The following is a 26068-nucleotide window of genomic DNA, read 5'->3' as shown; positions in this document are numbered from 1 at the left end:
AAAGGGACCGATCATGCGCCAGTACGAACATGCCTCCGTGATGGATCAGGCCGAATCGCTGGCCCTCTCGATCGGCCATGCGCTGGATCTGGTGATCCAGGCCAAAGGCTGGGCGGTGCTGGCGGTGTCCGGCGGGCGCTCGCCGGTGCCGATGTTCGAGCGATTGCGCTATCGGCCCATCCGCTGGGACGCCGTGACCGTGACGCTGGTGGATGAGCGCGCGGTGCCGCCCGACCATCCCGACAGCAACGGCGCGCTGGTGCGCCACAACCTGCTGCGCGAGGCCGCGGGCGTGGCGGCCTGGGTGCCGCTGGTGGAGGATGCCGCCGAGGCGTCTCAGCCGGAGCGCGCCGTGGCGCGGCTCAACGAACGCTTCCAGCAGCCGGACGTGGTGGTGCTGGGCATGGGCGAGGATGGGCACACGGCGTCGCTGTTCCCGGAGGCGCCCGAGCTGCAGACCGCGCTGTCCGAGCCAAAGCCCGGTTTCCTCGTCACCCATCCGACCAGCGCGAACCACGCCCGCGTGACGCTGAACCTCGCCGCGCTGCTGGCCGCCGAACGCACCTTCCTGGCCATCACGGGCGAGAAGAAGGCCGAGGTGCTGGCCCGCGCGCTCCAGGCGCCCACGCCGGCGCTGCCGGTGAGCCTGGTGCTGGCGCGGCACCGCCATGGCGTGGATGTGTTCCGCACCTGATCGCCCGCCAACGTTCGTTTTCGACAAAGGGTCCCGATGCCTCCTCCTGATTCGCAAGCCGACTCGTTTCCCCGCCTGCTGGCCGACGTGGGCGGCACCAACGTGCGGATGGCGCTGGAGACGGCGCCGCTGCGAATTGGTGCGGTCACCGCGCTGAAGGTGGCGGATTTTCCGTCGCTCGAAGCCGCCATGCAGCAGTACCTGCGCGGCCTGCACGACCTGCCGCGCCCGCGCCATGCGGCCATCGGTCTGGCCAATCCGGTGACCGGCGACCACGTCAAGCTGACCAACCACAACTGGGCGTTCTCGATCGACGCCACRCGCCGCGCACTCAACTTCGACACGCTGGTCGCCATCAACGATTTCACCGCGCTGGCGCTGGGGCTACCCTACTTGCCCGCCGAGGACCTCGCGCTGGTGCGCGACGGCACGGCGGTGCCCACGGCGCCGCGCGCGCTGCTGGGGCCGGGCACGGGGCTGGGCGTCTCGGGACTGGTCCCCGCGCCCGGCGGCGGCGCGGTGGCGCTGGCCGGCGAGGGCGGCCATATCGAAATCATTCCGGACACCGACGACGAGTGGAYCGCCTGGCGCTACGCCCATCAGCATCTGGGCCGGGTCTCGGCGGAGCGGATGCTGTCGGGCATGGGCCTGTCCCAGATCCATGCCGCGCTGGTCGCAGAAACGGGTACGCCCCTGGCCCAGCCACTGACGCCGGCCGAGGTCACGGATGGTGCGATCAAGACCGGCGACCCGCTGTGCCAGCGCGCCTTCGCGGCGTTCTGCGGCCTGCTCGGCTCGGTGGCGGGCGATGTCGCGCTGGTGCTCGGTGCGCGCGGCGGGGTCTACCTCGGCGGCGGTATCGTGCCGCGTTTCGTCGATGCCTTCCGGGCCTCGCCGTTCGCCGCGCGCTTCGCCGCCAAGGGTCGCATGGGCGCCTATCTGGCCGACATCCCGGTCTACGTGATCACGGCCGCCTACCCGGCGCTGCCCGGGCTGGCGCGCGCGCTGGCAGACCGCCTGGAGGGCGACATGCGCCATGCCGGCGCCGCCCACCCCTGACTGATTGATCCCGATATGCGTGTACTGCTGGTGGAAGATGACGCCATGATTGGCGAAAGCGTGAAGGTGGCGCTGCGCCAGGAGGGCTTTACCGTCGATTGGGTGCGCGATGGCGATGCCGGCCTCGACGCCGCGTCTGACCAGCACGGCCCCCGCGCCGACGGCGGCTACGACCTCGTGCTACTCGACCTCGGCCTGCCGCGCCGCTCGGGCCTGGACGTGCTCAAGACGCTGCGCGCCCGCAACGTGCGCACACCGGTGCTGATCCTGACCGCCCGCGACGCCGTGGCGGACCGCGTGGCCGGCCTCAACGCCGGCGCGGACGACTACCTCGTCAAGCCCTTCGACCTCCAGGAACTGGCCGCGCGCATGCACGCGCTGGCGCGCCGGGCTGAGGGCCGTGCCGAGCCGCTGCTGCGCTATGGCGACATCGTGCTCAACCCCGCCACGCGCGAGGCCACGCAGGCCGGCACGGCGGTGCGGCTGTCCGCGCGCGAGTTCGCGCTGCTCTCCGCGCTGATGGCGCGCCCCGGGCAGGTCTGGTCGGTGGCGCAACTGCAGGAGCGCCTCTACGGCTGGGACGACGAGGTGGGCAGCAACACGGTCGAGGTYTATATCCACGCGCTGCGCCGCAAGTTCGGCGCCGCCCTGATCCGCAATATYCGTGGCGTGGGCTACATGGTGCCGAAGCAAGACGGCGCCGACGAGGAGCATCCGTCCTGATGCGCTCGATCCAACGTACGTTGTTGTGGTGGCTGGCCGCCGGGCTGGCGGCGGGCATCGCCGTGGCCACCGGGCTGATCTACGCGCAGGCCCGGCAGGAGGCCAACGCGCTGTTCGACTACCAGATGAAGCAGGTGGCGGCGGCGTTGCCGAGCCAGTTCCCGAGCCCGATGGCGCCGCCGTTCGACGGCGGCAATGGCAGCGGCGCCAGCGCGGACCTGCTCCATGCGGACGAGGACGTGGTCATCCACATCTGGGACGGCACGGGCCGCAGTCTCTACCTGTCTCACTCCCACCCGGTGCTCCCGCCACGCGCGGAACTCGGCTTCTCCAGCGTGCTGACGGATTCCGGCGAATGGCGCATCTACAGCGTGCAGCTGGGCCCGACCGTGGTCCAGATCGCCCAGCCGATGAGCGCGCGCCGCACGCTGGCCGCGCATATGGCGCTGCGCACGGTCGCCCCGCTGTTGCTGCTGCTGCCGCTGCTGGCGTGGTTGATCTGGATGGCGGTGGGACGGGGTTTGCGCCCGCTGCGCGAGATTGCCACCGAGGTGCGCGCGCGCGACGCCAACACGCTGGCGCCGCTGGCCTTGCGCCAGATGCCGGACGAAATCGCCCCGCTTTCCGACGCGCTGAACCAGTTGCTGGCGCGGCTGGCGCAGGCCATCGACACCCAGCGCGCCTTCGTGGCCGACGCTGCCCACGCGCTGCGCACGCCGCTGGCGGCGCTGCAATTGCAGGCGCAACTGGTGGAGCGCGCCGACAGCGCGCCGGCCCGGCAGGAAGCCGTGTCGCAGCTGCGGCAGGGGCTGGAGCGGCTGACGCACCTCGTCGCGCAGTTGCTGACGCTGGCGCGGCAGGAGCCCGGCGCCGCRCCGCCGCCGCATGAGCCGGTGGACCTGCGCGCGCTGGCTGCGGGGGTGATCGCGGAAATGTCCCAGGCGGCCATCGACCGSGATATCGAYCTGGGGCTGGAGGCCGATGATGCCGAAGGTGCCATGGTGCGGGGCGATGCAGACGCGCTGCGCATCCTGCTGACCAATCTCATCGACAACGCCCTGCACTACATTCCGGCCGGCGGGCGGATCGATGTGCGGGTGGCGMGGTTGTCTGATGGCGGCGTGGAACTGCAGGTCAGCGACAACGGCCCGGGCATTCCCGCCGACGAACGCGCGCGCGTGTTCGACCGTTTCTACCGCGTACCGGAGGCGCCCACGGGCGGCAGCGGGCTGGGGCTGGCCATCGTGGCCGAGATCGTCCAGTCGCACGGCGCCCGCGTGGCGCTGGAAGACGCCGCGCCGGGGCTGCGCGTGCGCGTGACTTTCCCCGTCGCGGCCTGAGCCTGTCGGTGCTTAGCCGACCGGCGCGAACAGCGGCTCGCCCGCGAAGTGCCGGCGCGCGTTCTCCAGGAACTGGCTGACCGACGCCAGCACCGCTTCCGGCGACCAGCCGGCCATGTGCGGGGTCAGCACCACGTTCGGGCAATCGAACAATTCCTTGGGCGGCAGCGGCTCGCTCTCATAGACATCGAGCCCGGCGCCGCCCAGCTCGCCGGCGCGCAAGGCATCGGCCAGCGCCGCCGTGTTCACCACGCTGCCCCGCGCGATATTGACGAGGTAGCCGTGCGGCCCCAGCGCGCGCAGCACCGGCGTATCGACCAGATGCCGCGTCTCCGCGCCGCCCGGCGTGGCGATGATCAGATAGTCGGCCCACTCGGCCAGCGCGCCCACATCGGCAAAGTACGAGAACGACACGTCCTCGCGCGCCCGGCGGTTGTGATAGCCGATCTCGAGGTCGAAGCCCTGGCCGCGCTGGGCAATGCGCCGCCCGATGGTGCCGAGGCCGATGATGCCGAGCCGCTTGCCCGAGAAGTTCGGCGGCAGCGGCAGCGTGTTGCGCCAGATGCCGTCGCGCGTGGCGTGGTCCAGCGCCGGCACGCGGCGCACGGTGGCCAGCAGCAGCGCCATGGCGTGATCGGCCACGCAGCTGTCGTTGGTGCCCGCGCCGTTGCCTACGGCAATCCCGCGCGCCCGGCAGGCGGCCAGGTCGATGTTCTCGTAGCCGGCGCCCAGCGCGCACACCACCTCCACAGCCGGCATGGCCGCGATCTCGGCAGCAGTCAGGCCGACCGTGCCATTGGTCAACACGGCGCGGAACGTCTTGCCGTGCGCCGCCACCTCCGCCGCCCGGCCCTCGGCCGTGGGCGCGTAGCGGACGTCGTACTGGGCGGAGACGAGTTCAAGATGAGCGGGTTCGAGCTGGATCAGGACAAGCAGGGCGGGCTTCATGACGTAACGGCGAGGGAAGTGAATGGAGGATGCCGGCGGACCGACGCGACATTCTATGCCCGACGCCGGATCAATGCTTGACCACGCAAGGGTCGGGGCGCGCAGAAATGGGTACGGTTTGGGGGCGGGGGAGGCGGAAGGCGGCGGAAACGCCTGCGCAGAAACGGGTACGCTTTGGCCCCATCCGGGCCGGATCAGGCGACCGCGAGATCGGCGTCGAGTACCTTCTGGGCCAGGGTTTCCGCACGCCGCAGGAACTGCGCGGCCAGCGCGGGATTGGCGATCTGGCTCGCCACGCCCGCATCGACGAATCGCGTCATTTCCGCGTGGAACGCCTTGGCCGTCTCGGGTTGGGACAGGAGCGCCAGCCGCTCGCGCAGACGGTCTTTGTACGACGGCACGGTCCAGCCATAGTCGATCAGCTTCCTGCCGATCAGCGCCATGTCAGGCGTGAGCTGGCGGTCCGTCAGGAACTTGATGTCCCAGACGTCGCGCGCCTTGATGTAGGGGCGGGCGCCCAGTGCCACCATCTTGTCGGCAAGGATTTCGCGCGGCGTCTCCGCCGTGACGATCATCTGGCGGAGGGGTTCCGGCAAGTGCGGATAGTTGGCGCTGACCGCGACCAGATCGGGATCGTGCGCCGGCACATTGGCAACCTCGATATGGATGACCTGACCCTGCGGCACGCTGCGGTCGGCCTGTGGCATCTGCACGCGTGCGCTCCAGCGCGCGACGTGAACGTCCGACGGGGCCGCATCCTTCGCGGGCGTGCGGATCTCCACCTCCAGGCCGTAGGCATTGGCAATTTCCCGTCGGAGCAGGGCCTCGAACGGCGCCATGACAGTAGGATCGAATGCGCGTCCGGCAACGAAGTCCAGGTCCTCGGAATAGCGCGTGCCCTGATAGCAGAGCCGCAACGCGGTGCCGCCCTGGAAGGTCAGCGCGGCGGCCGCGCCGCTCTGCAGCAGGGCGTAGAGGATTTCGTAGTGGAGGATTTCCTTGGCGATCGTGCCCGCCGGCACGCGCCGCTCGGTGGCGTATCGGCCGGCCAGTGCCAGGAGATCAGTACGGGTGCGAAATGGCATGGTCCGAATGGGGAGACTGCGAGGGAATCTGCACGAGATCGACATTGCGCCCGGCGCGGCGCAGGTCCTTCAGCGCGCGTTCGGGCTTGGCGACATACATTTTGCGCCGTGCATCGAAGACGAGATCGTCGCGCAGGGTGTCGATGTGCCGCGCCGTATGGGTGAATTCGAGCGTCCCGTACGGCGTGTGGAACGTCTGGCTGCGGCCTGTCGTCATCAGCGTCAGCYGCGAAGGGAGTTGCGACAGCCATCCCGCCTCGGATAACGCCGATTCGAGGCTCAGGTAGTTAAGGTCCCACGGGCGCAGGAACGCCGGCAGGGCGCTGAGCACGTCGGGCGGCAGGGAGCGTGCCCGCGGATTGATATAGAGCCCACGGGCGATCCGCTCGATCATCCCGGTGCGCTGGTGACGGGACAGCGACTTGTTGAGCGTGTCGCCGGACTCCCCAAAAAGCTGGCTGAGGACGGGAAGCGAAAAGCTCCAGATGCCGGCGCGATCCCAATRCTCCAGGGTGGCCAACAAGGCACTGARGATCATTATCTCTACGATAAATGGACAGATTTGGTCATTATATGTGCAGATCCTGCGGGTGCCCAGCTTATCTATACAGTAACAGGACATAAATAGGCGGTTTTCGTATAGATACCATGCCTTCACCGCACGGTGGCGTCCGCGCCACTATGCTTGGGAGCATTCACGTCCGGAATCTCATGTCCACCCTCCTCACCACTCCCCGCTGGCGCTGGCTGCCCGCCCCTGATACCTGGCAATACCACGCCCTGCTTGGCGCGGCGGGGATGCTGGTGCTTGGGCCGCTCGGCTGCGTGGCGGCGGCCTATATGAACTTCTCGCTCGGGTTCTTTATTGGCGGGCAGGTGCTGGCCGGCATTCTGGGTTCGGCGGTGACGGCGGGCTATGGCGCGGCGGGGCGGCATGGGGCGAACTACATCCAGACGGCGGCGGCGTCCGTGGCCGGGATGGGCGGGATGGTCGTGGTGATCCAGGCGATGGGCTGGATGGGCATGGATGCGCCGCCGCTCTGGCACCTGATCGGCTACATGCTGTGCATCGGCATGTATGGCGTGGGTGTGGGCATGCTCTACACGCCCTTGCTGGTGGACCGCATGCAGCTGACGTTCCCGTCCGGGCTGGCCGTGGCCAACATCCTGCGCGCGTTGACCGATCCGGTGCTGCTGCGGCGCTCGGTGGCGCGGCTGGGTGGCGGCATCGCGCTTGGGGCGGTGGCCGGGGTGGGGGTCACGCGCGTGGCGTGGCTGGGCGCCATCGACCTGTCCGCGTCCACCTTCGGCGCCGGGATGATCGTCGGCGCGCGCATCGGTATCGCGGCGCTGGTCGGGGGGCTGGCGGGATGGGCGCTGACGCCGTATTTCGTGTCGATTGGCTGGCTGGCGCCGGGCGACCCCTATCGCAAGATCACCTTCCTGATCGCGCTGGGCATGATCATGGGCGCGGCGCTGATCGATGTGTCGATGCTGCTCGTGCGGGCCTGGCGGGAGCGGCAGCCGGCCAACCCGGCGCCGGCCCCCGCCTCCCAACAACGCGGCCTGCCGATGCGCTGGATCTGGCTCTGGGTGGTGGTCTGGGGCGCGGCGGTGGTGGCGGCCGGCGCGGTGTGGTTCGGCCAGCCGGTGGGCTACCAGCTGATGGCCGTGGCGCTGGTGCTGGTGTTCGCGCTGGTCAACGGCATCTCGGTCGGCATGGTGGACTCCAATCCGATCTCGTCGGCCTTCGTGCTCACGGTGATCCTGATGGCCGCCGTGGGGCTGCGCGAGCCCCATATCGGCCTGATCGCCGCGACCGTGCTGCTCGTCTCCACGGCCGAGGCGTGCGACATGCAGCAGGACCGCTCCACCGGCTGGCGGCTCGGCACCAACCGGATGACGCAGTTCGGCTATCAGGTGGCCGGCATCGTCGTGGGCGCGGTGCTGGCGGTGCTGCTGGCGCGGCTGTTCATGCAGGCGTATCCGGTGCTGCGGCTCGACCAGACCCTGCTGCCGGCCGATCAGCAGCCGGCGCGCTGGACCTCSGCGATGACCTACAAGATCGTCGGCGCGCTGCGCAGCATGACCGAGGACCGGCCCTACCAGCGGCTGGCGGTGTGGATCGGGGTGGGTATCGGCCTGGTGACCGAGGTCGCGCGCAAGACGATCCGCGCATCGGCCCGCTACCGGCGCTTCGCGCAGTCCGGCGGCACCGGCAAGACCGTCGATTTCCTGCTCGATGCAGCCGTGTTGCCGTCGCCGTACGCGTCGTCGTTCGGGGGCTTCGTGAACCTGCCGGCCGCTGCGTGGATGGCCGCGGGCGGGGTGCTGGCCAGCGTGGTGAATAGTGTGGCGAACAGCGTGGCGAAAAACCGCTCGGCGCCCGCCGGCGATGCCGCGCTGCCCGAGGACATGAGCACGACCTCGCTGGTGGGCGGCGGGCTGATCGCCGGCGATGCCTTGGCGGCGCTGGCGCTGGGCGTGGCAGGGTTGGTGGCGGTCGTGGGCTGACCGCCTTCCAGCCGGGCGCTCACACCTCCTTCGTCATCCCCTTGAAGTCGATCCACTGGCCGAACTGTTCCTCGGTGACGTGGCCGGAGGCGATGGCGGCCTCGCGCAGGGACAGGTTTTTCTTCACGGCCAGCTTGGCGATTTCGGCGGCYTTGTCGTAGCCGATATGCGGGTTCAGCGCGGTCACGGACATCAGGGAGCGTTCGAGCAGTTCCTGGATGCGCGCGCGGTCGGGCTCCACGCCTTCCACCATGTGTTCGGCGAAGCTCGACGCTGCGTCGGCCAGCAGTACCACAGACTGCAACAGGCTATAGACGATCACCGGCTTGTAGGCGTTGAGTTCGAGCGTGCCGAGGCTGTTGGCCAGCGTCACCGTCGTATGGTTGCCGATGATGCGGCAGCAGACCATGGCGAGGGCTTCGGCCTGGGTCGGGTTGACCTTGCCGGGCATGATCGACGAACCGGGTTCGTTGGCCGGCAGTTGCAGTTCGGCAAACCCGGCGCGCGGGCCTGAGCCGAGCAGCATGAAGTCCCGCGCGATCTTCAGGAACGACGACGCCGTGGTGTTCAGCGCGCCCGACAGATCGACCAGCGCGTCATGGGCGGCCTGGAGCGCGAAGCGGTTCGCCGCGGGCTCGAACGGCAGGCCGGTGTAGCCGGCCAGCGAGCGGGCAAACGCGGCGGCGAATCCCGGGGGCGCGTTCAGGCCGGTGCCGACGGCSGTGCCGCCCTGYGCCACCGGCATCGCGCGCAGCATGGCCTGTTGCAGGCGCGATTGCGCGTCCGCCACCTGCGTCATGTAGCCGGAAAATTCCTGGCCGAGGGTCAGCGGCACCGCGTCCTGCAGGTGCGTGCGGCCCACCTTCACGATGTCGGCAAACGCTTCCACCTTCTTTGCGAAGGTTTGTTGCAGTTTTTCGAGCGAGGGGAGCAGGGTCTGCTGGATAGCGCGCGTGGCGGCGATGTGCATCGCCGTGGGAAAGCTGTCGTTGGACGACTGGCTCGCGTTGACGTGGTCGTTCGGGTGAACCGGCTTCTTGCTGCCGACCTCGCCGCCCAGCAGCTGGATGGCGCGGTTGGAGATCACCTCGTTGAGGTTCATGTTGGTCTGCGTGCCCGAGCCGGTCTGCCAGACCGAGAGCGGGAACTCGGCCGGCCACTTGCCGGCGATGACTTCCTCGGCGGCCTGCTCGATGGCTTCGGCAATCTCGGGCTTCAGCACGCCCAGGTCGCGATTCGCACGGGCCGCGCAGAGCTTGAGCACGGCGAACGCCTCGATCAGCGCCGGGGGCATCTTCTCAGTGCCGATGCGGAAATTCTGGCGGGAGCGCTCGGTCTGGGCGCCCCAGAGATGATCGGCCGGCACGGCCACATCCCCGAGGCTGTCTTTTTCGAGGCGGGTGGCTGACGAGGGGTTTGCGGGCTTGGCGGACATGGACGGACTCCTTGAGGGAAGGCTGCAGGATCAGGCAGGACTGCTAGCATAGCCTTCCCGCGTCACATTCGCGCTGAAGCCCCTTTCGCCGTCAGGCGGTTAGATTGCCGTGGAGATTGCTGTCGATGCCGGCGGGTCAGGCGGTCATCTTGAGGCACATTTCCATGCAGGCCTGGCACGCCGCGGCGCATTCCTGGCAGTGCCAATGGTCATGTCGTTCACATTCTTCCTTGCACCATTTACACACTTCGGCGCAGTCTTCACAGACGAGGGGAGCAAATTCGCTATTGCGCAGCATGTAGGAGGCGGCGAGGGTGCAGATGCCGGCGCAGTCCATGTCCAGGGCGATGCAGCGGGTCATCTTCCGGGCGTCTTGCTCCTCGAGGCAGGCGGCCGCGCACTTCAGGCTGGCGGCCGCACAGGCATTGCAGGCGGCGATACAGTCGGCATACCGGTCAAAATTCTCTCGCACTGTGGGTCGAATCATCGGGTGTCCTCCTTGGGGGTGGGTGGTCGACAACCAGCAACCGTTATCCACAATAGCAGGCGCCTCGGCGTCCTGCCGCAATGTGGCGTGGTCTACAATGGCCGCCTCAGGTTCGGCGCCGTCAGCGTTGGATAGTTCCGGTCCATCGATTTGAATGGCCGGAGAAGCGTGAAGAAGTTGCAAATTGGCAGCGATAAGCTGCGAGAAAGGACGGCATCATGGGTGAAGCAAAACGGCGGGGCACGCCCGAGGAACGGGCGCAGCAGGCGCAGGCACGAATCGACGCCCTGCGGCCCGCACAACTGGTCTGCGGCGCGTGCAAGACCTCGTTCACCAATTTCGATGCGATTCCGGCCCCCGGCCTGCGCGGCATCGACGCCGTATTCGGCGGCGAGTGCCCGAGCTGCGGCAACGATGTAGTCGTATTCAAGGGCGAACCCCAGGCGGTGGCCGAGGCCATGCTGGCCTACGAGCGGATGATGGGCGAGAGCGCGCGGCTGGGCTACCAGTCGGCCGATGGCCGGCACGTGCCGTTCGACGAAGCCGCGCCGCAGGCATCGGACGCGTCCGACGACTCGACCAAGCACTGAGCCCCCGGGCGGGTGGCGCTTTCAGCGCCGAAAGTCCGCCGGTGATGCCCCTTCAGGGCGTCAGGCTTCCAGCGCCATCAGCTCCGCCGGGCCAATCTCGTAGCGGCCCCGGCCGAGCGCCTTGGCGCGGTAGAGCAGCGCGTCCGCCATGCGCTTGAGCGTCTCGTCCGTCATCGGGCTGCCGCGATAGAGCGCCACGCCGATGCTGACGTCCACATCGGCCATCATGCCGTCGAAGTAAAAGCGCTGGCCGATGGAGTCCAGGATGGACTCGGCAATGCGCTGGGCCGTGGCGGGCGAGGGGATGTCTTCCAGGATGACCGCGAATTCATCGCCGCCCAGCCGTGCGACGTGGTCCTGGTCGCGCACGCAGCGGCGCACGCGCAGGGCGAACGACTGCAGCAGCATGTCGCCCGTGGCATGGCCGTGCGCGTCGTTCACCGCCTTGAAGCGGTCCATGTCGAGGAACAGCAGCGCTATCAGACTATTCTCATCACGGCTGCGCGCCATGGCCGCGTGGAGCTGGCTCTCGAAGGCGCTCCGGTTCTCGAGCTGCGTCAGGTGATCGGTTTGGGAGATCCGCGCCAGCCGCTGGTGCTCCAGCTTGCGCTGGGTGATGTCCTGCACGTGGATGTGCACCCCCACCACCTGCTTGCCGTCCTCGCTCCAYTCGGGGCGGTAGCTCATTTCCATCCAGTGCGGCTGCGGCGTGCGGTATTCGCTCTCGAACGTGATCACCGCGCCCGCCAGCGCCTGTTGCAGGAAGGGGCGCGCCAGCGCGTAGCGCTCCTCGCCCAGCAGCTCCCGCACAGTCTTGCCCCGGATCGCCTCCACCGGCATGCCGAATGCCTGCTCGTAGGCGATGTTGTTGAAGACGTAGCGCTCGTCGTTGTCGACAAAGGCCAGCAGCGAAGGCAGGTTGTCCGTGACCGCGCGCAGCCGGCGCTCGCTGCGCGCCAGTTGCTGGCCGCGCTGGCGCACATCGCGCATCAGGCGGATGAACGCGCGCGTTACGTCGCCGATTTCATCGCGCTGGGGGCGGCGSGGCAGGCGCTCGAAGGCGTCGGCGTCGTCGGCGCTGGCCTGCACCACCTGATGCAGCCGCGACAGCGGCATGAGCAGCCGCCGCACCGCCAGCCAGATCGCCAGCGCCACGCCGCCCAGCACCAGCCCCGCCATCATCAGGAAGCGTCGCTGCATCTGGCGCAAGGGCGCGTAGGCCTCGCGCGCGGGCAGCACGGCGATCAACTCCCAGCCCGTGGTGGACATCAGGTAGCGCGCGATCACGGGCCGTTCCGGCATCAGGAATTCGAACGTCGCAGTCTGGTCCGTCTCGCCGCAGGTGTCGCCCACGGCGCGGGCCGGCTGGCGGGCCTGGCGGGTGTCCGGATGCTGCACGTAGACCGGCTTGGCACCCGCTGACACCAGACAGTAGAACCCGGTGCTACCCAGCCGGCTACGCGCGATCTCGACCAGGAAGTTCGAGCGCGACAGATCGAGCCAGCCGCCCACCAGGCCGAGGAACTGCTTCGACGCCGAGACCACCGGCATCGCCACCAGCACGCCAATCGTGCCATCGACGCGCGCGTGGATCGGCGCGGCCACCACCGGGTTCAGCGTGCGCACCGCCTCGCGGAAGTAGTCGCGGTCGGACACCTCGATCGGCGGGCCGGAGGATGTCAGCACGCTGCCCGTGGCATCGGTCACCACCACCGAATTGAACGCCGCCGGCACCGGGATGGTCTTGCCGATGACGTCGAGCAGGTCGGCGCGCACGTCCTCCCGAGCCCGGCCGTGTGCGCCCTCCAGCACCGCGCCGATCTGCGGTGCCATATGGGCCAGCATCACGATGCGGTCGTCCATGGCCGTGTCGAGCTGGTCGGCAGAAAGCTTGACGATGGAGTCCTGCTGGTTCTGGAGGGCGTCCTCCAGGTCCCGGTGCGCGTAATAGAGCGAGCCGAGTACGATGCCCGTCCCCAGCACGGCGGCGAGCACCGTGGTGATCAGCGCGATGCGCGCCTTCAGGGAGGGTTGGATGCGGGGCATGCTGACAAACGCGGGCAATACGGAGGGCGAGGGCGCGCGGGAGTGGAAAACAATGCTGCTCACGCACTTCCCGTGCCTGATTCCGGGGGTGCGGCAGCGGGGGGAACCTATCACGCATCACCCGTTTGAGTCAGCCGGGGGAAACGGCGTTGACAACGGCCGCGCATTTCTGCTGGCGGCCCGCGCATGTGTGTGCGGAAGCACTGTGCGCCGTTGGGCCGGCACGGTATAGTGCGGCCGGCGTGTCGAAATTGCCCCCCAAACGAGGGGGGGGGCGGCGCCATTTTCCACCGTCTTTTATCCTGCCTTCATGACTTTGTCCGCGTGGTTGCCCGTTCTGCCCTGGCTGCTGGTTGCAGCGGGCGGCGCTTTGGCGGGCTGGGCGGCGCGGGCTTGGTGGAGCCGCCGGGCGTCCGGGCAGGTGACCCAGGCCCAGGCGACGCAGGACCAGACCGAACGCCGCCGCGTGGACGAGTACATCCGCCATCTGGCGCAGCACGATGCGCTGACCGGGCTGCTGAACCGCGCCGCGCTGCACAGCCGCACCGAGGCCGTCCTCGACGATGCGCGCCGCCATGGCGAGCGCGTGGCGCTACTGCTGCTCGACCTCGACCACTTCAAGCACATCAACGAAACCCTCGGGCACCCGGTGGGCGACGACGTATTGCGCACGATTGCCCAGCGCCTGCGCGGCACGGTGCAGCCGCGCGACGTGGTGGCACGCATGGGCGGCGACGAATTCGCCGTGGTGCTGGGCGGCCTGCGCCATGACAGCGAGGCCGAACTGACGGCGGCCAAGATCCTGGCGCGCGTCTCCGAAGGCTTGCAGCTGGCCGGGCACCTGGCCGGGCAGCCGCTGCGGGTGACGCCTTCGCTCGGCATGGCGATCTATCCCGACGATGGCGAGACGCTGACCGACCTCCTGAAATCCGCCGATTCGGCCATGTACGCGGCCAAGCGCGGCGGCCGGGCGCAGCTGCGGCGCTTTGCGAGCGAGATGGCCGAGGCTTCGCTGACCCGCTTCACGATCGAGGCGCTGCTGCGCCGCGCGCTGGCCGAACAGGAATTCCGGCTGCGCTACCAGCCCATCGTCGACCTCGCCACGCTGAACGTGGTGGGCGTGGAGGCGCTGATCGCCTGGGAAACCCCCGAGCGCGGCGTGATGCAGCCATCCGAATTCATCCCGATTGCCGAGCAGTGCGGGATGATCGACGCGCTGGGCGAGTGGACGCTGGCCACCGCATGCCGCGACATCCAGACCCTGCGCAACGAACTGGGCCGCGACATCGACGTGGCGGTGAACATCTCGCCCTTGCAACTGCGCCGGGCGGACTTCCCGGAGACCGTCGCGCGCTGCCTCCAGGCGGCCAGCCTGCCGGCCCCGAGCCTGACCATCGAGGTCACCGAAGGCATTCTCGTGGATGGCGGCGAGACCACGATCGAGTCGTTCCGGCGCGTGCGCCAGTTGGGCGTGAGTGTGTCCATCGACGACTTCGGCACGGGTTATTCGGGCCTGGGCTACCTGACGCGGCTGCCGATCAGCAAGCTCAAGATCGACAAGTCATTTGTCGATGACCTGGCCGTGCCCGGCCACGACCGCGCGGTGGCGGCCGCCATCATCGCGCTCGGCCATCAACTGCACCTGCACGTGGTGGCGGAAGGTGTGGAGTCGACCGCGCAGCTGGATTTCCTGCGTGGCGAGGGCTGCGACGCGGTGCAGGGTTTCCTGTTCTCCCAACCGCTGGGGCTGAACGCGCTGCGCGACCTGCTGCTGGCCGGAGACGGCTTCTCGCGCGTCGCCTGAGGCCCCTCCGGCACCCATCCGGCGCCGCAGAAACGGGTACGCTTCAGGTTCGCTGTGGCCATGAAAAAACCCGGCTGGCGCTCAGGCGCACAGCCGGGTTTGTCTTGTCTGGGGATCAGTCGGGGCTCAGCCGTTGACGATGGACGCCGCCGCGTCCTCGCCGTTGGGCGAATGGAGCCGGCGGTACAGTTCGTCGATGCGCAGCCGGCTGCTCGCCAGTTCCTCGCGTCCCTGTTCGGTCAGTTGGTAGACCCGCCCGATACCGTCGCGCAATACACTTTCCAGATACCCATCCATCTGCAACGCGCGCAGCAAAGGCCGCACYGTGCCGATATCCACCTGGAATCCGTACTCCATCAGCATTTCTGCAAGCATGGCCACGGTGGCGGGCACCTCCATGGCGAATTGCAAGACGTAGACGCGGGCTAACAAGCCGAGGAACTGTCGTTTCATGAGGCAGGCAACGCAAAGGGGGGACTGGCGGTTGACGCGGATTTTACCGCGCGCGCTGCGGCGCTGCCCAAGAGRTGCCGAAGTCGCATACGATAGGCGCTTTCCGACGGMAGAAAAAAAAGAAGCCGCCAGGGTTGCCTGGCGGCTTGTCGGGAATGCGTCGGAGGGGTCAATTAACTCTGGCGCAGAACAGAGTTTAGCGGAATCGAATACGCGATGTCACGCCCTGTGCTAGGGCTCCCCACATATGGGGGGTAGGTATGAAAGGCATCCGAAAGCGATTCTGCGGCGATTCCGCAACAATGGTGATCTTTGCCCCACTTTTGGGCAGACTTTGCGACTTTTAGCGCGTGTTCTTTGGCCATTTTCGTGGTCAGGATCAGGTCCGATTYCAGCGCGCAGCCTGCCGTCGGGCGCGGTGTAATGGCAGTACGGTGTCGCGCGTCGTGTTGTTCAATCAACCTACGGCACGGGGCATATCGATCGATTTTTCGTCGTTTTGTATCCAATGCGCAACGGTTTCGCGGCAGGCGCCCGAATCGTTGCTTCTCACGAAGCCCATGAAACCCTCCGACCTGATTCGTCTGCTGTCGCTGTCCGCCATCTGGGGCGCCAGTTTCCTGTTCGTGCGCATCGGCGCGCCGGTGCTGGGGCCGCTGCCGACAGCGTTCTTCCGCGTGCTGATCGGTGCCGTCACGCTGGCGGCCTGCCTGATGCTGATGAAAGTGAAATGGGATATGCAGGGCAAGTGGCGCCCGGTGATCGCGCTGGGCATCATCAACTCGGGTATCCCGTTCGTGATGTATTCGGTGGCTGCGCTGTGGCTGCCGGCGGGCTATTCGGCCATTTTCAACGCCATGACGCCGCTGATGGGCGTGCTGATCGGCAGTCTGTTCTTCGCCGAGAAGCTGACGCGCGCCAAGGGGATGGGGGTGCTGATCGGGCTGGCCGGGGTGGCGGTGCTCACGCGCACTGGCCCGGTGGTGTTCTCGCAYGACGTGTTGCTCGGCGCGCTGGCCTGCCTGGTGGCGACCTCGTGCTACGGGCTGGCCGGCTTCCTGACGCGCCGCTGGATCACCGCGCGCGGCGGCCTGGATAACCGGCTCGTGGCGGCGGGCAGCATGGTCGGCGCGACGCTGTTCCTGCTGCCGTTCAGCCTGGCCGCGCTGGCGCGCGAGAACACGCTGCCGGCCGCTGGCCTGGGCGTGTGGGCGGCCATGCTCGGCCTCGGCATGGTCTGCACGGCCATCGCCTACGTGCTGTATTTCCGGCTGGTGGCGGATCTGGGCCCGGTGCGGTCGCTGACGGTGACCTTCCTGATTCCGCCGTTCGGCATCGTCTGGGGCTGGATGTTCCTGGGCGAGACGCTGTCGTGGGCGCATGCCGCCGGAATGCTGCTGATCGGCGCGGCGGTCTGGCTGGTGCTGAAGCCGGCCGCGCCGGCGGTCAARCCCGCTGCGGCAAGCTCCTGACGACTGGCTTATTGGTCTGACTTATTGGTCTGACTTAGTGGCGGTGGTCGCCACGGTCACCATGGTCGCGGTGGTCGTCATGGCCGCGATGGTCATCGTGACGGTCGCGGCCATACCCATAGCCMTGGCCGTTGTCGTGACGATGCCACGCCTGGTACTGGCGGCGGTCATACCAGCGGCCGCCATCCCAGTAGCGATCGCCATGCCAGCCGATCACGACCGGCGCCACCACCACCGGCGCCGGACGATAGACCACCGGCGGCGGCGGCATGTAGACCGGGGCCGGACGGGGCTCGACATAGACGGGAGCGGGTGCCACGTAGACCGGGGCCGGCGCGCCGAGGTTGACGTCGATATCGACGCGCGCCATGGCGGCAGTGGAAGCTGCCAGCGCGGCGGCGCCAGCGACGAAAACCAGCAGGGAAAGGGGACGCTTGTTCATAGTATTCACCAGGGGGTGAGAGGTTATGACTCCACTCTACCCATCTGGCGTATTACTATTCACGCACATTTGTAACAGAATCGGCYAATTCTGTAAGAGATCCGGCCGGCACTTCTGCCCGGCCGATTACTCGCTTCCCGGCACCACCTGGCAGGCCGGGCACAGGCCATAGAGCACCAGCATGTGCTCGCGCARCTCGAAATCATTCTCGGCCGCCACCTTGCGCTGGCGTTGCTCGATCCCCTCGTCACGGAATTCCTCCACCACCCCGCAGCTCACGCAGATCAGGTGGTCATGGTGGCCGCCYTCGTTCAGYTCGAACACGGCGTGGTCGGCYTCGAASGTGTGYCGCAGGAGGATATTGGCCTGCACCAGCTGGTTCAGCACGCGATAGACCGTGGACAGGCCCGCATCCACTTCCTGCGCCAGCAGGATCCGGTAGACATCTTCCGCGCTCAGGTGGCGGCGGTCGCTGCGCCGGAACGCCTCCAGCACATGCATGCGGGGCGACGTGGCTTTGAGGCCGGCGCGTTGGAGAGGGGTAGGGCTGGACTTCACGGATGACAGGGACATGCGGCGGCTCGCACCGGGCGGGGTGCGCTCAGTTAGTTGACTCCACGAGGATTCCGAAGGCGGTGGGCGCGGGTATCGAGGTATCGATGGCCCACCGGCCGAGGCGTGCTGGAAATCAGGCGAGAAGCACCCGGGCCGGACGACGCAGACTGGCAGCCCGTCCCGGGCGGCGCGCCGTGCCTGACGGCGCGCGGAATAAAAAGGTGGCCTGGCTTGTCGCAGGATGACGCGATCGGGAAAACGGGGTCTGGATGTTTTCCCGATCTTCCTGCGACTGGCTACTACCAAACGCTCCGTGTGTCGGAGCGGTCCCCACAAAAGTCGGTAACAGGCGCCGCATTGCTGCCACGCCCTGAAAACTGTTTTGTCTGCGCCGGCGGTGCCGTTCGTCAGACAGTGAAAGCAGTGTAAATGGGAATCGATCTCATTTCAAGAGGAATTTTCAGGAATTTTTGATGGGCGAGTCCGTTGTGAAAAATGGACAAAGCGGCCGCTGCACGGGCGACAGTACCCAATAGGGGGGATGCCGTAGGCGCCACTTTCGCTTATGGTCTGCCCGGTCTGAAAAAAGAACAGCCCCCTAAATAAAAGCGGGGTTGCGGGAGAAATCGGGTGCAAAACAACAAAAAACGAGGCGGTTGCCAGCACGGCGCCGCAGGGGTGGCGCGCGCAGGKTCCACGGGCATGGCGAGGGTCTTCCGGCGATGGCTGGGAACGATCCTGGCGCTGTGGCTGATGGCTGTCGCGCAACTGGCATGGGCGGTGCCGCCCACGGTGACGTCGATCAGCCCTTCCAGCGGATCCRCCGCCGGCGGCACGATTGTGACGATCATCGGGACCGATTTCACAGGCATACCCGACGTCAGGTTCGGCGCGACCTCGGCCAGCTTCGTCGTGGGCAGTTCGACGAATATCACCGCCACAGCGCCCCCCGGGGCCGCCGGCACGGTCGATGTGACCGTGACCACGGCAGACGGCACCAGCGCCATCAGCGCCGCAGACAGGTTCACCTATGTCACGCTGCCCACGGCGGGGGCGGTATCCGCCACGGTGGCCTACGGGAGCACCAACAACCCGATCACGCTRAATCTGACCGGCGGCGCGGCCACCAGCGTCGCGGTGGCGACGGGGGCCTCCMATGGCACCGCTACGCCGTCGGGCACGACGATCACCTATACGCCCACTGCCGGCTATGCCGGCCCGGACAGCTTCACCTACACGGCGACGAACGGGGCGGGTACCTCGGCGCCGGCCACGGTCACGGTCACGGTTTCGGCGCCGACGATCAACTATGCGCTGCCCTCGCCAACCGCCGCCACCGCAGGCGTGCCGTACAGCCAGTCGCTGSCCATGGCGTCCGGCGGCGCCGCGCCGTACACCTATACGCTCGCCTCGGGCGCACTGCCGTCTGGGATCAGCCTCGCCTCCAACGGTACGCTGGCCGGCACGGCCACGAGCGCCGGCACCTACAACTTTACGGTCAGAGCGACCGACAGCAGCACRGGTGTCGGCCCGTTCTCCAAGACGAGCAGTCCGCTGACGTTGTCGGTCCTTCCGCCAACCCTCTCGATGAGTCCGAGCACCTTGCCGACTCCCGTGGTCGCCATCGCCTACAGCCAGACCATGTCGACAAGCGGCGGGACCGCGCCGTACAGCTATGCCGTGACGAGCGGTACGCTCCCGTCCGGGCTGGCGCTAAGCCCGAGTGGGGTGTTAGCGGGCACGCCAACCGGGGGCGGCGCTGTCGCTTTCAGCATCACCGCGACCGACACCGCAGGCTTCTCGACTACGCAGAGCTACGTGATGACCGTCGGCGTGCCGAYGGTGACCATGAGTCCGACGGCCGTGCCAAACGGCACCGTGGGTGCGCCCTACAACCAGGTCCTGACGGCAGGTGGGGGCACGGCGCCGTATACCTATGCCGTGACCAGCGGGGCGCTGCCGGCTGGCGTAACGCTGTCCCCGGCGGGCTTGCTGTCGGGGACGCCGACAGCGAGTGGYGCCTTCAACGTCACCGTAACCGCCACGGACAGCAGCACCGGCGGTCCATACACGGGCAACCGGCCCTACACGCTGATCGTGGGAACGCCGACGCTGACGCTGTCGCCCGCCACGCTGTCCACGCCGACCATCGGCACCGCCTACAGCCAGACGTTGACCGGYGCYGGYGGTGTSGCACCCTACACCTTCAGCATCTCGGCCGGCACGCTGCCGCCCGGATTGTCGTTGAACSCGAGCACTGGTGTGCTGAGCGGTACCCCGACCACGCCGGGYGCCTCCACCTTYACCGTGAAGATCATGGACAGCAGCACGGGGGTGGGCGCGCCATTCACCACCACCCGCAGCTTCACGCTGGCCACGGCGCAGACGATTCCCACAGCGCCGCCGGTGGCGGTGACCACGGCCTCCAACGGACCAGTGACGATCCATGCCGCCGCCAACGCCACGGGCGCGCCGTTCTCGGGCGTGACGATCACCACGCCGCCGGCCAGTGGCAGCGTGGTCGTCAATGGGCTGGACATYGTCTACACCCCCACGCCSACCACCTCGGGCGCGGTGACGTTCGCCTACGCGCTGAACAATAGCGCCGGGGCCTCGGCGCCGGTGACGGTCACCGTCAACGTGAACGCGGTGCCGATCGCGGTGGCCCAGCGGCAGCTCTCGACCCTCGCCAACCGGCCGGTCAGCGTGGACGTGACCGAGGGCGCCACGGGTGGCCCGTTCACGGGCGTGACCATCGTCTCGGTGACGCCGGCCAACGCCGGCAGTGCCACCGTGGCCGCCAGCGCGGCCAAGAGCCCCGCCAGCGCGGACAAGCAGGTGGCTGCCGCCGCCGGCTACACGGTGACGTTCACGCCGGCTGCCGCGTTCTCGGGCGCCGCCGTGGTGACCTACACGCTGAGCAATGCCATCGCCACCTCGTCGCCAGCCGTGCTCGAGCTGAGCGTGGCCGCGCGCCGCGATCCGTCGACCGACCCGGACGTCTCGGGCCTGATCAACGCCCAGATCCAGGCCGCGCGCCGCTTTGCGACGGCGCAGCTCAGCAATTACAACCAGCGTCTGGAGCAGCTGCACGGCAAGGGCCGGGCGCCGTCYGGCAACCAGATCACGGTGCAGATGCCGCGCACCGAGGGCGATACGCGGCGCTGCGAGTCCGAGCAGAACCTGACCGCGCGCGATGCCTGCCTGCGCGGCGTGCTGCCCGCGAGCCGGCTGGCCGACACGGGCCGGCGCGGTGGGRTGGATAGGGGAGCGGGATCGCGCGAGGCCGCGGTGGCCGCCGAAGCCGGCGCCGGCGATGGGACCGGCGATGGGACCGGCGAGGGCACCGCACCAGACCTGCCGAATGCCGGCGCCGCGTCGACGCCGGACAAYGACGATATCCGCCTGGCCTTCTGGACCGCCGGCACGGTGGACTTCGGCTTCGCCAACACCACGGCGCAACGGTCYGGCTTCCGCTTCACCACGGGCGGCGTGACCGCCGGCGCGGACTACCGGTTCTCGGACGAATTCACGCTCGGCCTCGGCTTTGGCTACGGGCGCGATTCGACGGACGTCGGGGCCTCCGGCACGCAAAGCAAGGCCGACGCCTTCAGCGTGGCGCTCTACGGCAGCTATCGCCCGAAGCCCTCGCTGTTTATCGACGGGGTGGCCGGCTACGGCTCGCTGAATTTCGATTCGCGCCGCTGGGTGGGCGACGAAAGCGCCTTCGCCTATGGCAGCCGCGACGGGCATCAGGTCTTCGCCTCGGTCTCCACCGGCTACGAGTACCGCGACTCGGCGTGGCTGGTGTCGCCCTACGGCCGCCTGTCGGTCTCGGAAAGCACGCTCGACCGGTATTCGGAAACGGGCGCCGGCTTCAGTTCGCTGACCTACTTCGGGCAGACCGTGACCGCGGTGTCCGGCACGCTGGGCCTGCGCACCGAGTACGCGCAGCCCACGCGCTGGGGCCTGTTCCTGCCGTTCGCGCGGGTCGAATTCCAGCATGACTTCAACGGCCAGAGCGGGGCCGGGCTGGCYTATGCCGACCTGGCCGGCGCCGGGCCGGCCTACACCGTGAACGGCTCGCCGTACGGTCGCGACCGCGTGCAGGTGGGTCTGGGCGCCAARCTGCGCACCCGCTCGATGCGCTTCGGGCTGGACTACAACGTGATGTTCGGCATGGGCGGATTGCAGCAGGGMGTGCGGCTGACCTTGGCGGCGCCGTTCTGATTTACGCCGCCTTCACGAAATCGATAAAAGCGCGCAGCGGCGCGGGCACGTGGCGATGGCCGGGGTAGTAGAGGAACGGTCCGGAGAACGTCTGCCACCACGGCTCCAGGATGGGCTCCAGCGCGCCGCTGTCGAGGTAGCGGCGCAGGCCGCCCTCGAAGAAATGGACCACGCCGCCGCCCGCCAGGGCGATCTCGAAGGCGAGGTGGAAGGCGGCGGCCGGCTTCACGACCAGCGGGCCGGGCGGGTCCAGCGTCACGACCTCGCCATCGCGCTCGAAGATCCACGGCGGCATGGCGCCGCCGGCGAACTGGCCGCGCAGGCAGGCGTGGCCGAGCAGTTCGCGCGGATGGCTGGGCCGACCGTGCCGATCCAGATAGGACGGCGCCGCAGCCGTCGCAAAGCGCTGCACGCGCGCGCCAATCGGCACGGCGATCATGTCCTGCTCCAGCCGCTCGTCATAGCGGATGCCGGCGTCGCAGCCAATCGTCAGCAGATCGACAAAGCTGTCCTCGACGATCACCTCGACGCGGATATCGGGATAAGTCTCAAGAAAGCGGGGCAGCAGCGCGGTCAGCTCCAGCGTGGCCACGCTCGACGGCACGTTGAGCCGGAGCGTGCCGGTGGGTTTGTCGCGGAACAGGTTCAGCACGTCGAGCGAGGCTTCCATCTCGCTGAACAGCGGCGTCAGCTTCTCCAGCAGGCGCAGCCCGGCTTCGGTCGCCGCCACGCTGCGCGTGGTGCGGTTCAGCAGCCGCAGGCCGAGCCGCGCTTCCAGCCGGCGCACGGCAATGCTCAGGCTCGATGCGGATACCCCGCCGATCCGTGCAGCATCCCGGAACCCGCCCGCGCGGGCGACTGAAACAAAGGCGGCAAGGTCGTTGAATTCCATCGCAGCAATGGCACGGACTGTGCAGATTATTGAACAACCTGTGCAATCTAGATGGGATTATCGAACAGCGCAATCGCTCTCATACTCGCTTCACCCACTTCCAAGGAGCGCGTCATGTCGGCATCCCAACCCCTGAACACCTTTTCGCTGGCCGGTCGGACYATTCGCCGCCTCGGCTACGGCGCGATGCAACTGGCCGGCCCCGGCGTATTCGGCCCGCCGAAGGACCGCGACGCCGCCATCGCCGTCCTGCGCGAGGCCGTGGCGCTGGGCGTGAACCATATCGACACCAGCGATTACTACGGCCCGCATATCACTAACCAGCTGATTCGCGAGGCGCTGCACCCGTATCCGGACGATCTGCTGATCGTGACCAAGCTGGGCGCGGTGCGCGGCGCGGATGCCGCCTGGATTCCGGCGCTGGAGCCGGAAGACCTCGCGCGCGGCGTGCACGACAACCTGCGCAACCTGGGGCTGGAGGCGCTGGATRTCGTCAATCTGCGGGCGATGGGCGATATCCACGCGCCGTCCGAAGGATCGCTGGAGCGGCAGGTGGTGGCGCTGGCCGAACTCCAGMAAAAGGGCCTGATTCGCCACATCGGTCTGAGCAATGTCACTGCCACGCAGGTGGCGGAGGCGCAGCGCATCACGAAGATCGTCTGCGTGCAGAACCAGTACAACCTCGTGCACCGGCACGACGAGGCGCTGATCGACGATCTGGCGCGGCAGGGCATCGCTTACACGCCGTTCTTCCCGCTGGGTGGGTTTTCGCCGATCCAGTCCACGGCGCTGGCGGATATCGCGCGCTCGCTGGGCGCTACGCCGATGCAGGTGGCGCTGGCCTGGCTGCTGCACCGGTCGCCCAATATCCTGCTGATCCCGGGCACCTCGTCGGTCGGCCATCTGCGCGAAAACCTGCAGGCAGCCACGCTGGCGCTGGCGCCGGACGTGCTCGCGGCGCTCGACCGCATCGGCGCGCCGGACCCCGCCTCACGTTGAGGACTTGCCCTCCACCTCCACCATTGCTGCCGGCTTGCGCCATGGCCAGCCCAGCGTCATGCCGGCGGCGGCCAGCAGGATCAGCGTCGCCCCGACCAACTGGGTCGGGTGCAACTGGTGGCCGAACGCCACCCGGTCCACCAGGATGGCGACGATCGGATAGATGAAGGACAGCGCGCCGGTCAGGTGCGTAGGCAATTTCTGAATCGCGCCGTAGAGCAGGATGTACATCAGGCCGGTATGGACCACGCCCATGGTGGTCAGCGTGGCCCACGGCACGAGGCCGGACGGCAAATCAGACGACACCGCCATCGGCAGCAGCATCACGGTGCCGACGATCACATGGATCAGGGCGATCAGATGCGGCGGCGTGCCCTTGAGCTGTTTCGCAAACATCGCGGCCAGCGCGTAGCAGAACGCCGCGCCCAGCGCCAGCAGGATGCCGACCAGGTAGTCGCCGTGCGGCGCGCCGGCGCCGGGCTTGGCCTGCACGATCAGCAGCATGCCGCCGAAGGACAGCAGCAGCCAGCCGAGCTTGGCCAGTGTGAGCCGCTCGCGCAGGAACACCGCGCCGAGCGCCACCAGCATGAACGGCTGGGTGTTGTAGACCGCCGTGGCAATCGAGATGGACGCCCCCGCGTAGGCCGAAAACAGCAGCAGCCAGTTGGCGACGATGGCCACGCCGCCCGCCACCGCGAGCAGCAACTGGCGGCGGTTCAGCGTGCCCGGCTTGAGGTAGCCCTTGGCGGCGCAGACCGCCAGCAGCACGGCCGCGCCGAACGCGCAGCGCCAGAACACCACCTGCGTCACCGGGCGGCCCGACACCACCACCAGCCAGCCGATGGTGCCGGAGATGACCATCGCCGCCACCATTTCCATCATCCCGCGTTTGCGCTCGTCCACTGCGAATCCTCCTATCGAGGCTAGGCAGTTTACGAGGTCGTCCGCCCGCTGCCCATGCCGGAATGTAGGCAAGTCGCCTATATTCCTTACTTAATTAGGCAAAAGGGGGAAATTTCCTATGTCGATCGACGATCTGGACCGCCGTATCCTGGCGCTGCTCCAGCAGGACGCGCGCATGCCGGTGAAGGCGCTGGCGGAGCAGGTGGGGCTGTCGTCGCCGGCGGCGTCGGAGCGGCTGCGGCGGCTGGAGGAGCGCGGGGTGATCCGCGCCTTTACCGTGGATGCCGAACCGCGCACGCTCGGCTACCCGATGCAGGCCATCGTCCGCATCCGGCCGCTGCCGGGGAAGCTCCAGCAGGTGCAGAAGCTGATCGAATCGATTCCGGAATTCGGCGAATGCGACAAGGTGACCGGGGACGACTGCTTTATCGGACGGCTGTACCTCCGCTCCATCGARCACCTGGACCATATTCTCGAGCGGATTACCGATATGGCGGAGACCAGTTCGTCCATCGTCAAATCCCAGCCGGTCAGGCGGCGGCTGCCGCCGCTCTGACAAGGATTCAGGTGTCGAATAACGCATTATTGCGATCTGAGACAAAGTCGCCGAAATGTGCCAATCCTGTTGTGTTGTCAATCCCCCCACAGCGGGTTGGCCGGCGCAAGACCACTCCCTGACACTCCACGCCGCCGGGCATCGTAGATTTGCCCGCGGGTACGCGCTGCGGGTCGCTGCGCGGGGAAAGACATCATAAGAAAGAGGTCAGGGATGAAATCGAGGATTTTGTTGACGGGTTTGGCGGCTGCGGTGCTTTCGGCCTGCGGCGGCGGCTCCGGGGATGGCACCACCAGCACGCCGGCCGGCGGKKCGGGCAGCGCGCCGGTGACCACCAAGATCAGCGGCACGGCTGCGGTCGGTGCGGCGCTGGCTGGCGCCACGGTCCAGGCGAAATGCGCCACGGGTAGCGGCACGGCCACCACGGCCGCTGACGGCACGTTCACCCTCAATATCGACAACGCYGTGCGTCCGTGCGTGCTGGCCGTGACCACGCCGGACGGCACGACGCTGCACTCGGTGGTGGAAGGCGGCTCCGGCACCAGCGCCGTGGCCAACATCACGCCGCTGACCGAACTGCTGACCGCCTCGCTGGCGGGCGGGAGCACCACGACSTTCTTCACCCAGTTCGACAAGAATGCCCAGAACCTCGTCACCGCGGACGGCCTGACCAAGGCCAACAATGCCGTGAGCCTGGTCCTGACCGGCGTGGTCGACCTGACGGGCATCGACCCGTTCAAGGCACCGCTGGTGGCCGCCAATGGCGGCAACGCCGGCAATGCGCTGGACAAGCTGCTGGACCAACTGATGGCACGCCTGGCCACGGCGAAGACCACGCTGG

Annotated in this window: 22 protein-coding genes and 1 pseudogene; 12 read left to right on the top strand and 11 right to left on the bottom strand. The window is 67.9% G+C overall.

Features of this window, described 5'->3' with window-relative positions; genetic code table 11:
• Positions 1-13 precede the first annotated feature (13 nt).
• The 4 genes from pgl to AB4Z27_RS13535 are packed head-to-tail and all read left to right on the top strand — an operon-like array spanning position 14 to position 3816.
• A complete protein-coding gene (pgl, locus tag AB4Z27_RS13550) occupies positions 14-694 on the top strand; it encodes a 6-phosphogluconolactonase (protein WP_092294169.1) in 681 nt (226 codons plus the stop codon).
• A gap of 36 nt (positions 695-730) precedes the next feature.
• On the top strand, positions 731-1753 hold the full coding sequence (locus AB4Z27_RS13545; protein ID WP_441644618.1) for a glucokinase: 1023 nt from the start codon (positions 731-733) through the stop codon (positions 1751-1753).
• A 15-nt stretch (positions 1754-1768) separates the two neighbouring features.
• Positions 1769-2476: a response regulator gene (locus AB4Z27_RS13540; protein ID WP_441591195.1), complete on the top strand. Its 708-nt coding sequence runs from the start codon at positions 1769-1771 to the stop codon at positions 2474-2476.
• A complete protein-coding gene (locus tag AB4Z27_RS13535) occupies positions 2476-3816 on the top strand; it encodes a sensor histidine kinase (RefSeq protein ID WP_092294164.1) in 1341 nt (446 codons plus the stop codon). The genes AB4Z27_RS13540 and AB4Z27_RS13535 overlap by 1 nt, the downstream gene beginning before the upstream one ends.
• A gap of 12 nt (positions 3817-3828) precedes the next feature.
• On the opposite strand, the gene AB4Z27_RS13530 is transcribed toward AB4Z27_RS13535, so the two are convergent.
• The 3 genes from AB4Z27_RS13530 to abiEi form a co-directional block, all read right to left on the bottom strand.
• Positions 3829-4764, bottom strand: coding sequence for a 2-hydroxyacid dehydrogenase (locus tag AB4Z27_RS13530; RefSeq protein WP_092294162.1), 936 nt, complete (start codon positions 4762-4764; stop codon positions 3829-3831).
• A gap of 194 nt (positions 4765-4958) precedes the next feature.
• Positions 4959-5849 (bottom strand): nucleotidyl transferase AbiEii/AbiGii toxin family protein, encoded by an 891-nt coding sequence (locus tag AB4Z27_RS13525; protein WP_092294160.1) that lies wholly within the window; start codon positions 5847-5849, stop codon positions 4959-4961.
• Positions 5827-6372 carry a type IV toxin-antitoxin system AbiEi family antitoxin gene (gene abiEi, locus AB4Z27_RS13520; RefSeq protein ID WP_441644617.1) on the bottom strand — a complete coding sequence of 182 codons (546 nt, stop codon included), beginning with the start codon at positions 6370-6372 and terminating at the stop codon, positions 5827-5829. Before abiEi ends, AB4Z27_RS13525 begins: the two co-directional genes overlap by 23 nt.
• Before the next feature lie 188 nt (positions 6373-6560).
• On the opposite strand from abiEi, the gene AB4Z27_RS13515 reads away from it, so the two are divergent.
• Positions 6561-8363, top strand: a complete 1803-nt coding sequence (locus AB4Z27_RS13515; RefSeq protein WP_092294156.1) for an OPT/YSL family transporter — start codon at positions 6561-6563, stop codon at positions 8361-8363.
• Positions 8364-8382: 19 nt separating this feature from the next.
• Here the strand turns inward: AB4Z27_RS13515 and fumC are convergent, their stop codons facing one another.
• A complete protein-coding gene (fumC, locus tag AB4Z27_RS13510) occupies positions 8383-9798 on the bottom strand; it encodes a class II fumarate hydratase (protein WP_441591197.1) in 1416 nt (471 codons plus the stop codon).
• 136 nt (positions 9799-9934) lie between these two features.
• On the bottom strand, positions 9935-10285 hold the full coding sequence (locus AB4Z27_RS13505; protein ID WP_092294152.1) for a four-helix bundle copper-binding protein: 351 nt from the start codon (positions 10283-10285) through the stop codon (positions 9935-9937).
• 218 nt (positions 10286-10503) lie between these two features.
• Here AB4Z27_RS13505 and AB4Z27_RS13500 point away from each other — a divergent pair, with 218 nt between their 5' ends.
• Positions 10504-10875: a hypothetical protein gene (locus tag AB4Z27_RS13500; RefSeq protein WP_092294150.1), complete on the top strand. Its 372-nt coding sequence runs from the start codon at positions 10504-10506 to the stop codon at positions 10873-10875.
• 60 nt (positions 10876-10935) lie between these two features.
• Here the strand turns inward: AB4Z27_RS13500 and AB4Z27_RS13495 are convergent, their stop codons facing one another.
• Positions 10936-12921 carry a diguanylate cyclase domain-containing protein gene (locus AB4Z27_RS13495; RefSeq protein ID WP_441644616.1) on the bottom strand — a complete coding sequence of 662 codons (1986 nt, stop codon included), beginning with the start codon at positions 12919-12921 and terminating at the stop codon, positions 10936-10938.
• A 310-nt stretch (positions 12922-13231) separates the two neighbouring features.
• Between AB4Z27_RS13495 and AB4Z27_RS13490 the strand changes: the two genes are divergently transcribed.
• Positions 13232-14725, top strand: coding sequence for a putative bifunctional diguanylate cyclase/phosphodiesterase (locus tag AB4Z27_RS13490; RefSeq protein WP_092294146.1), 1494 nt, complete (start codon positions 13232-13234; stop codon positions 14723-14725).
• 126 nt (positions 14726-14851) lie between these two features.
• Here the strand turns inward: AB4Z27_RS13490 and AB4Z27_RS13485 are convergent, their stop codons facing one another.
• The gene (locus AB4Z27_RS13485) at positions 14852-15178 is read right to left on the bottom strand and encodes a PadR family transcriptional regulator (protein WP_092294144.1); all 327 of its coding nucleotides are present in this window, start codon (positions 15176-15178) and stop codon (positions 14852-14854) included.
• 560 nt (positions 15179-15738) lie between these two features.
• On the opposite strand from AB4Z27_RS13485, the gene AB4Z27_RS13480 reads away from it, so the two are divergent.
• On the top strand, positions 15739-16650 hold the full coding sequence (locus AB4Z27_RS13480; protein ID WP_092294143.1) for a DMT family transporter: 912 nt from the start codon (positions 15739-15741) through the stop codon (positions 16648-16650).
• A gap of 34 nt (positions 16651-16684) precedes the next feature.
• Here the strand turns inward: AB4Z27_RS13480 and AB4Z27_RS13475 are convergent, their stop codons facing one another.
• Together AB4Z27_RS13475 and fur are read right to left on the bottom strand one after the other, a co-directional pair.
• Positions 16685-17092: a hypothetical protein gene (locus AB4Z27_RS13475; RefSeq protein ID WP_441644615.1), complete on the bottom strand. Its 408-nt coding sequence runs from the start codon at positions 17090-17092 to the stop codon at positions 16685-16687.
• A 126-nt stretch (positions 17093-17218) separates the two neighbouring features.
• Positions 17219-17665, bottom strand: a complete 447-nt coding sequence (fur, locus tag AB4Z27_RS13470; RefSeq protein WP_092294139.1) for a ferric iron uptake transcriptional regulator — start codon at positions 17663-17665, stop codon at positions 17219-17221.
• Positions 17666-18349: 684 nt separating this feature from the next.
• On the opposite strand from fur, the gene AB4Z27_RS13465 reads away from it, so the two are divergent.
• Positions 18350-21877, top strand: coding sequence for an autotransporter domain-containing protein (locus tag AB4Z27_RS13465; RefSeq protein WP_441644614.1), 3528 nt, complete (start codon positions 18350-18352; stop codon positions 21875-21877).
• A 1-nt stretch (position 21878) separates the two neighbouring features.
• On the opposite strand, the gene AB4Z27_RS13460 is transcribed toward AB4Z27_RS13465, so the two are convergent.
• A complete protein-coding gene (locus AB4Z27_RS13460) occupies positions 21879-22769 on the bottom strand; it encodes a LysR family transcriptional regulator (protein WP_092294135.1) in 891 nt (296 codons plus the stop codon).
• A 114-nt stretch (positions 22770-22883) separates the two neighbouring features.
• Between AB4Z27_RS13460 and AB4Z27_RS13455 the strand changes: the two genes are divergently transcribed.
• Positions 22884-23768 carry an aldo/keto reductase family oxidoreductase gene (locus AB4Z27_RS13455; RefSeq protein WP_441644613.1) on the top strand — a complete coding sequence of 295 codons (885 nt, stop codon included), beginning with the start codon at positions 22884-22886 and terminating at the stop codon, positions 23766-23768.
• Here AB4Z27_RS13455 and AB4Z27_RS13450 read toward each other — a convergent pair.
• Positions 23760-24671, bottom strand: a complete 912-nt coding sequence (locus AB4Z27_RS13450) for a DMT family transporter (protein ID WP_441591202.1) — start codon at positions 24669-24671, stop codon at positions 23760-23762. The genes AB4Z27_RS13455 and AB4Z27_RS13450 overlap by 9 nt on opposite strands.
• A gap of 118 nt (positions 24672-24789) precedes the next feature.
• On the opposite strand from AB4Z27_RS13450, the gene AB4Z27_RS13445 reads away from it, so the two are divergent.
• Together AB4Z27_RS13445 and AB4Z27_RS13440 are read left to right on the top strand one after the other, a co-directional pair.
• A complete protein-coding gene (locus AB4Z27_RS13445) occupies positions 24790-25227 on the top strand; it encodes an Lrp/AsnC family transcriptional regulator (RefSeq protein WP_092294129.1) in 438 nt (145 codons plus the stop codon).
• Positions 25228-25440: 213 nt separating this feature from the next.
• Positions 25441-26068, top strand: a pseudogene (locus AB4Z27_RS13440) (hypothetical protein); the annotation flags it as partial.

The sequence above is a fragment of the Cupriavidus sp. KB_39 genome, assembly GCF_052114485.1.
Lineage (GTDB): Bacteria > Pseudomonadota > Gammaproteobacteria > Burkholderiales > Burkholderiaceae > Cupriavidus.
Note: the sequence above shows the minus strand (reverse complement) of the source record. Positions and strands in the feature narration are given on the sequence as shown.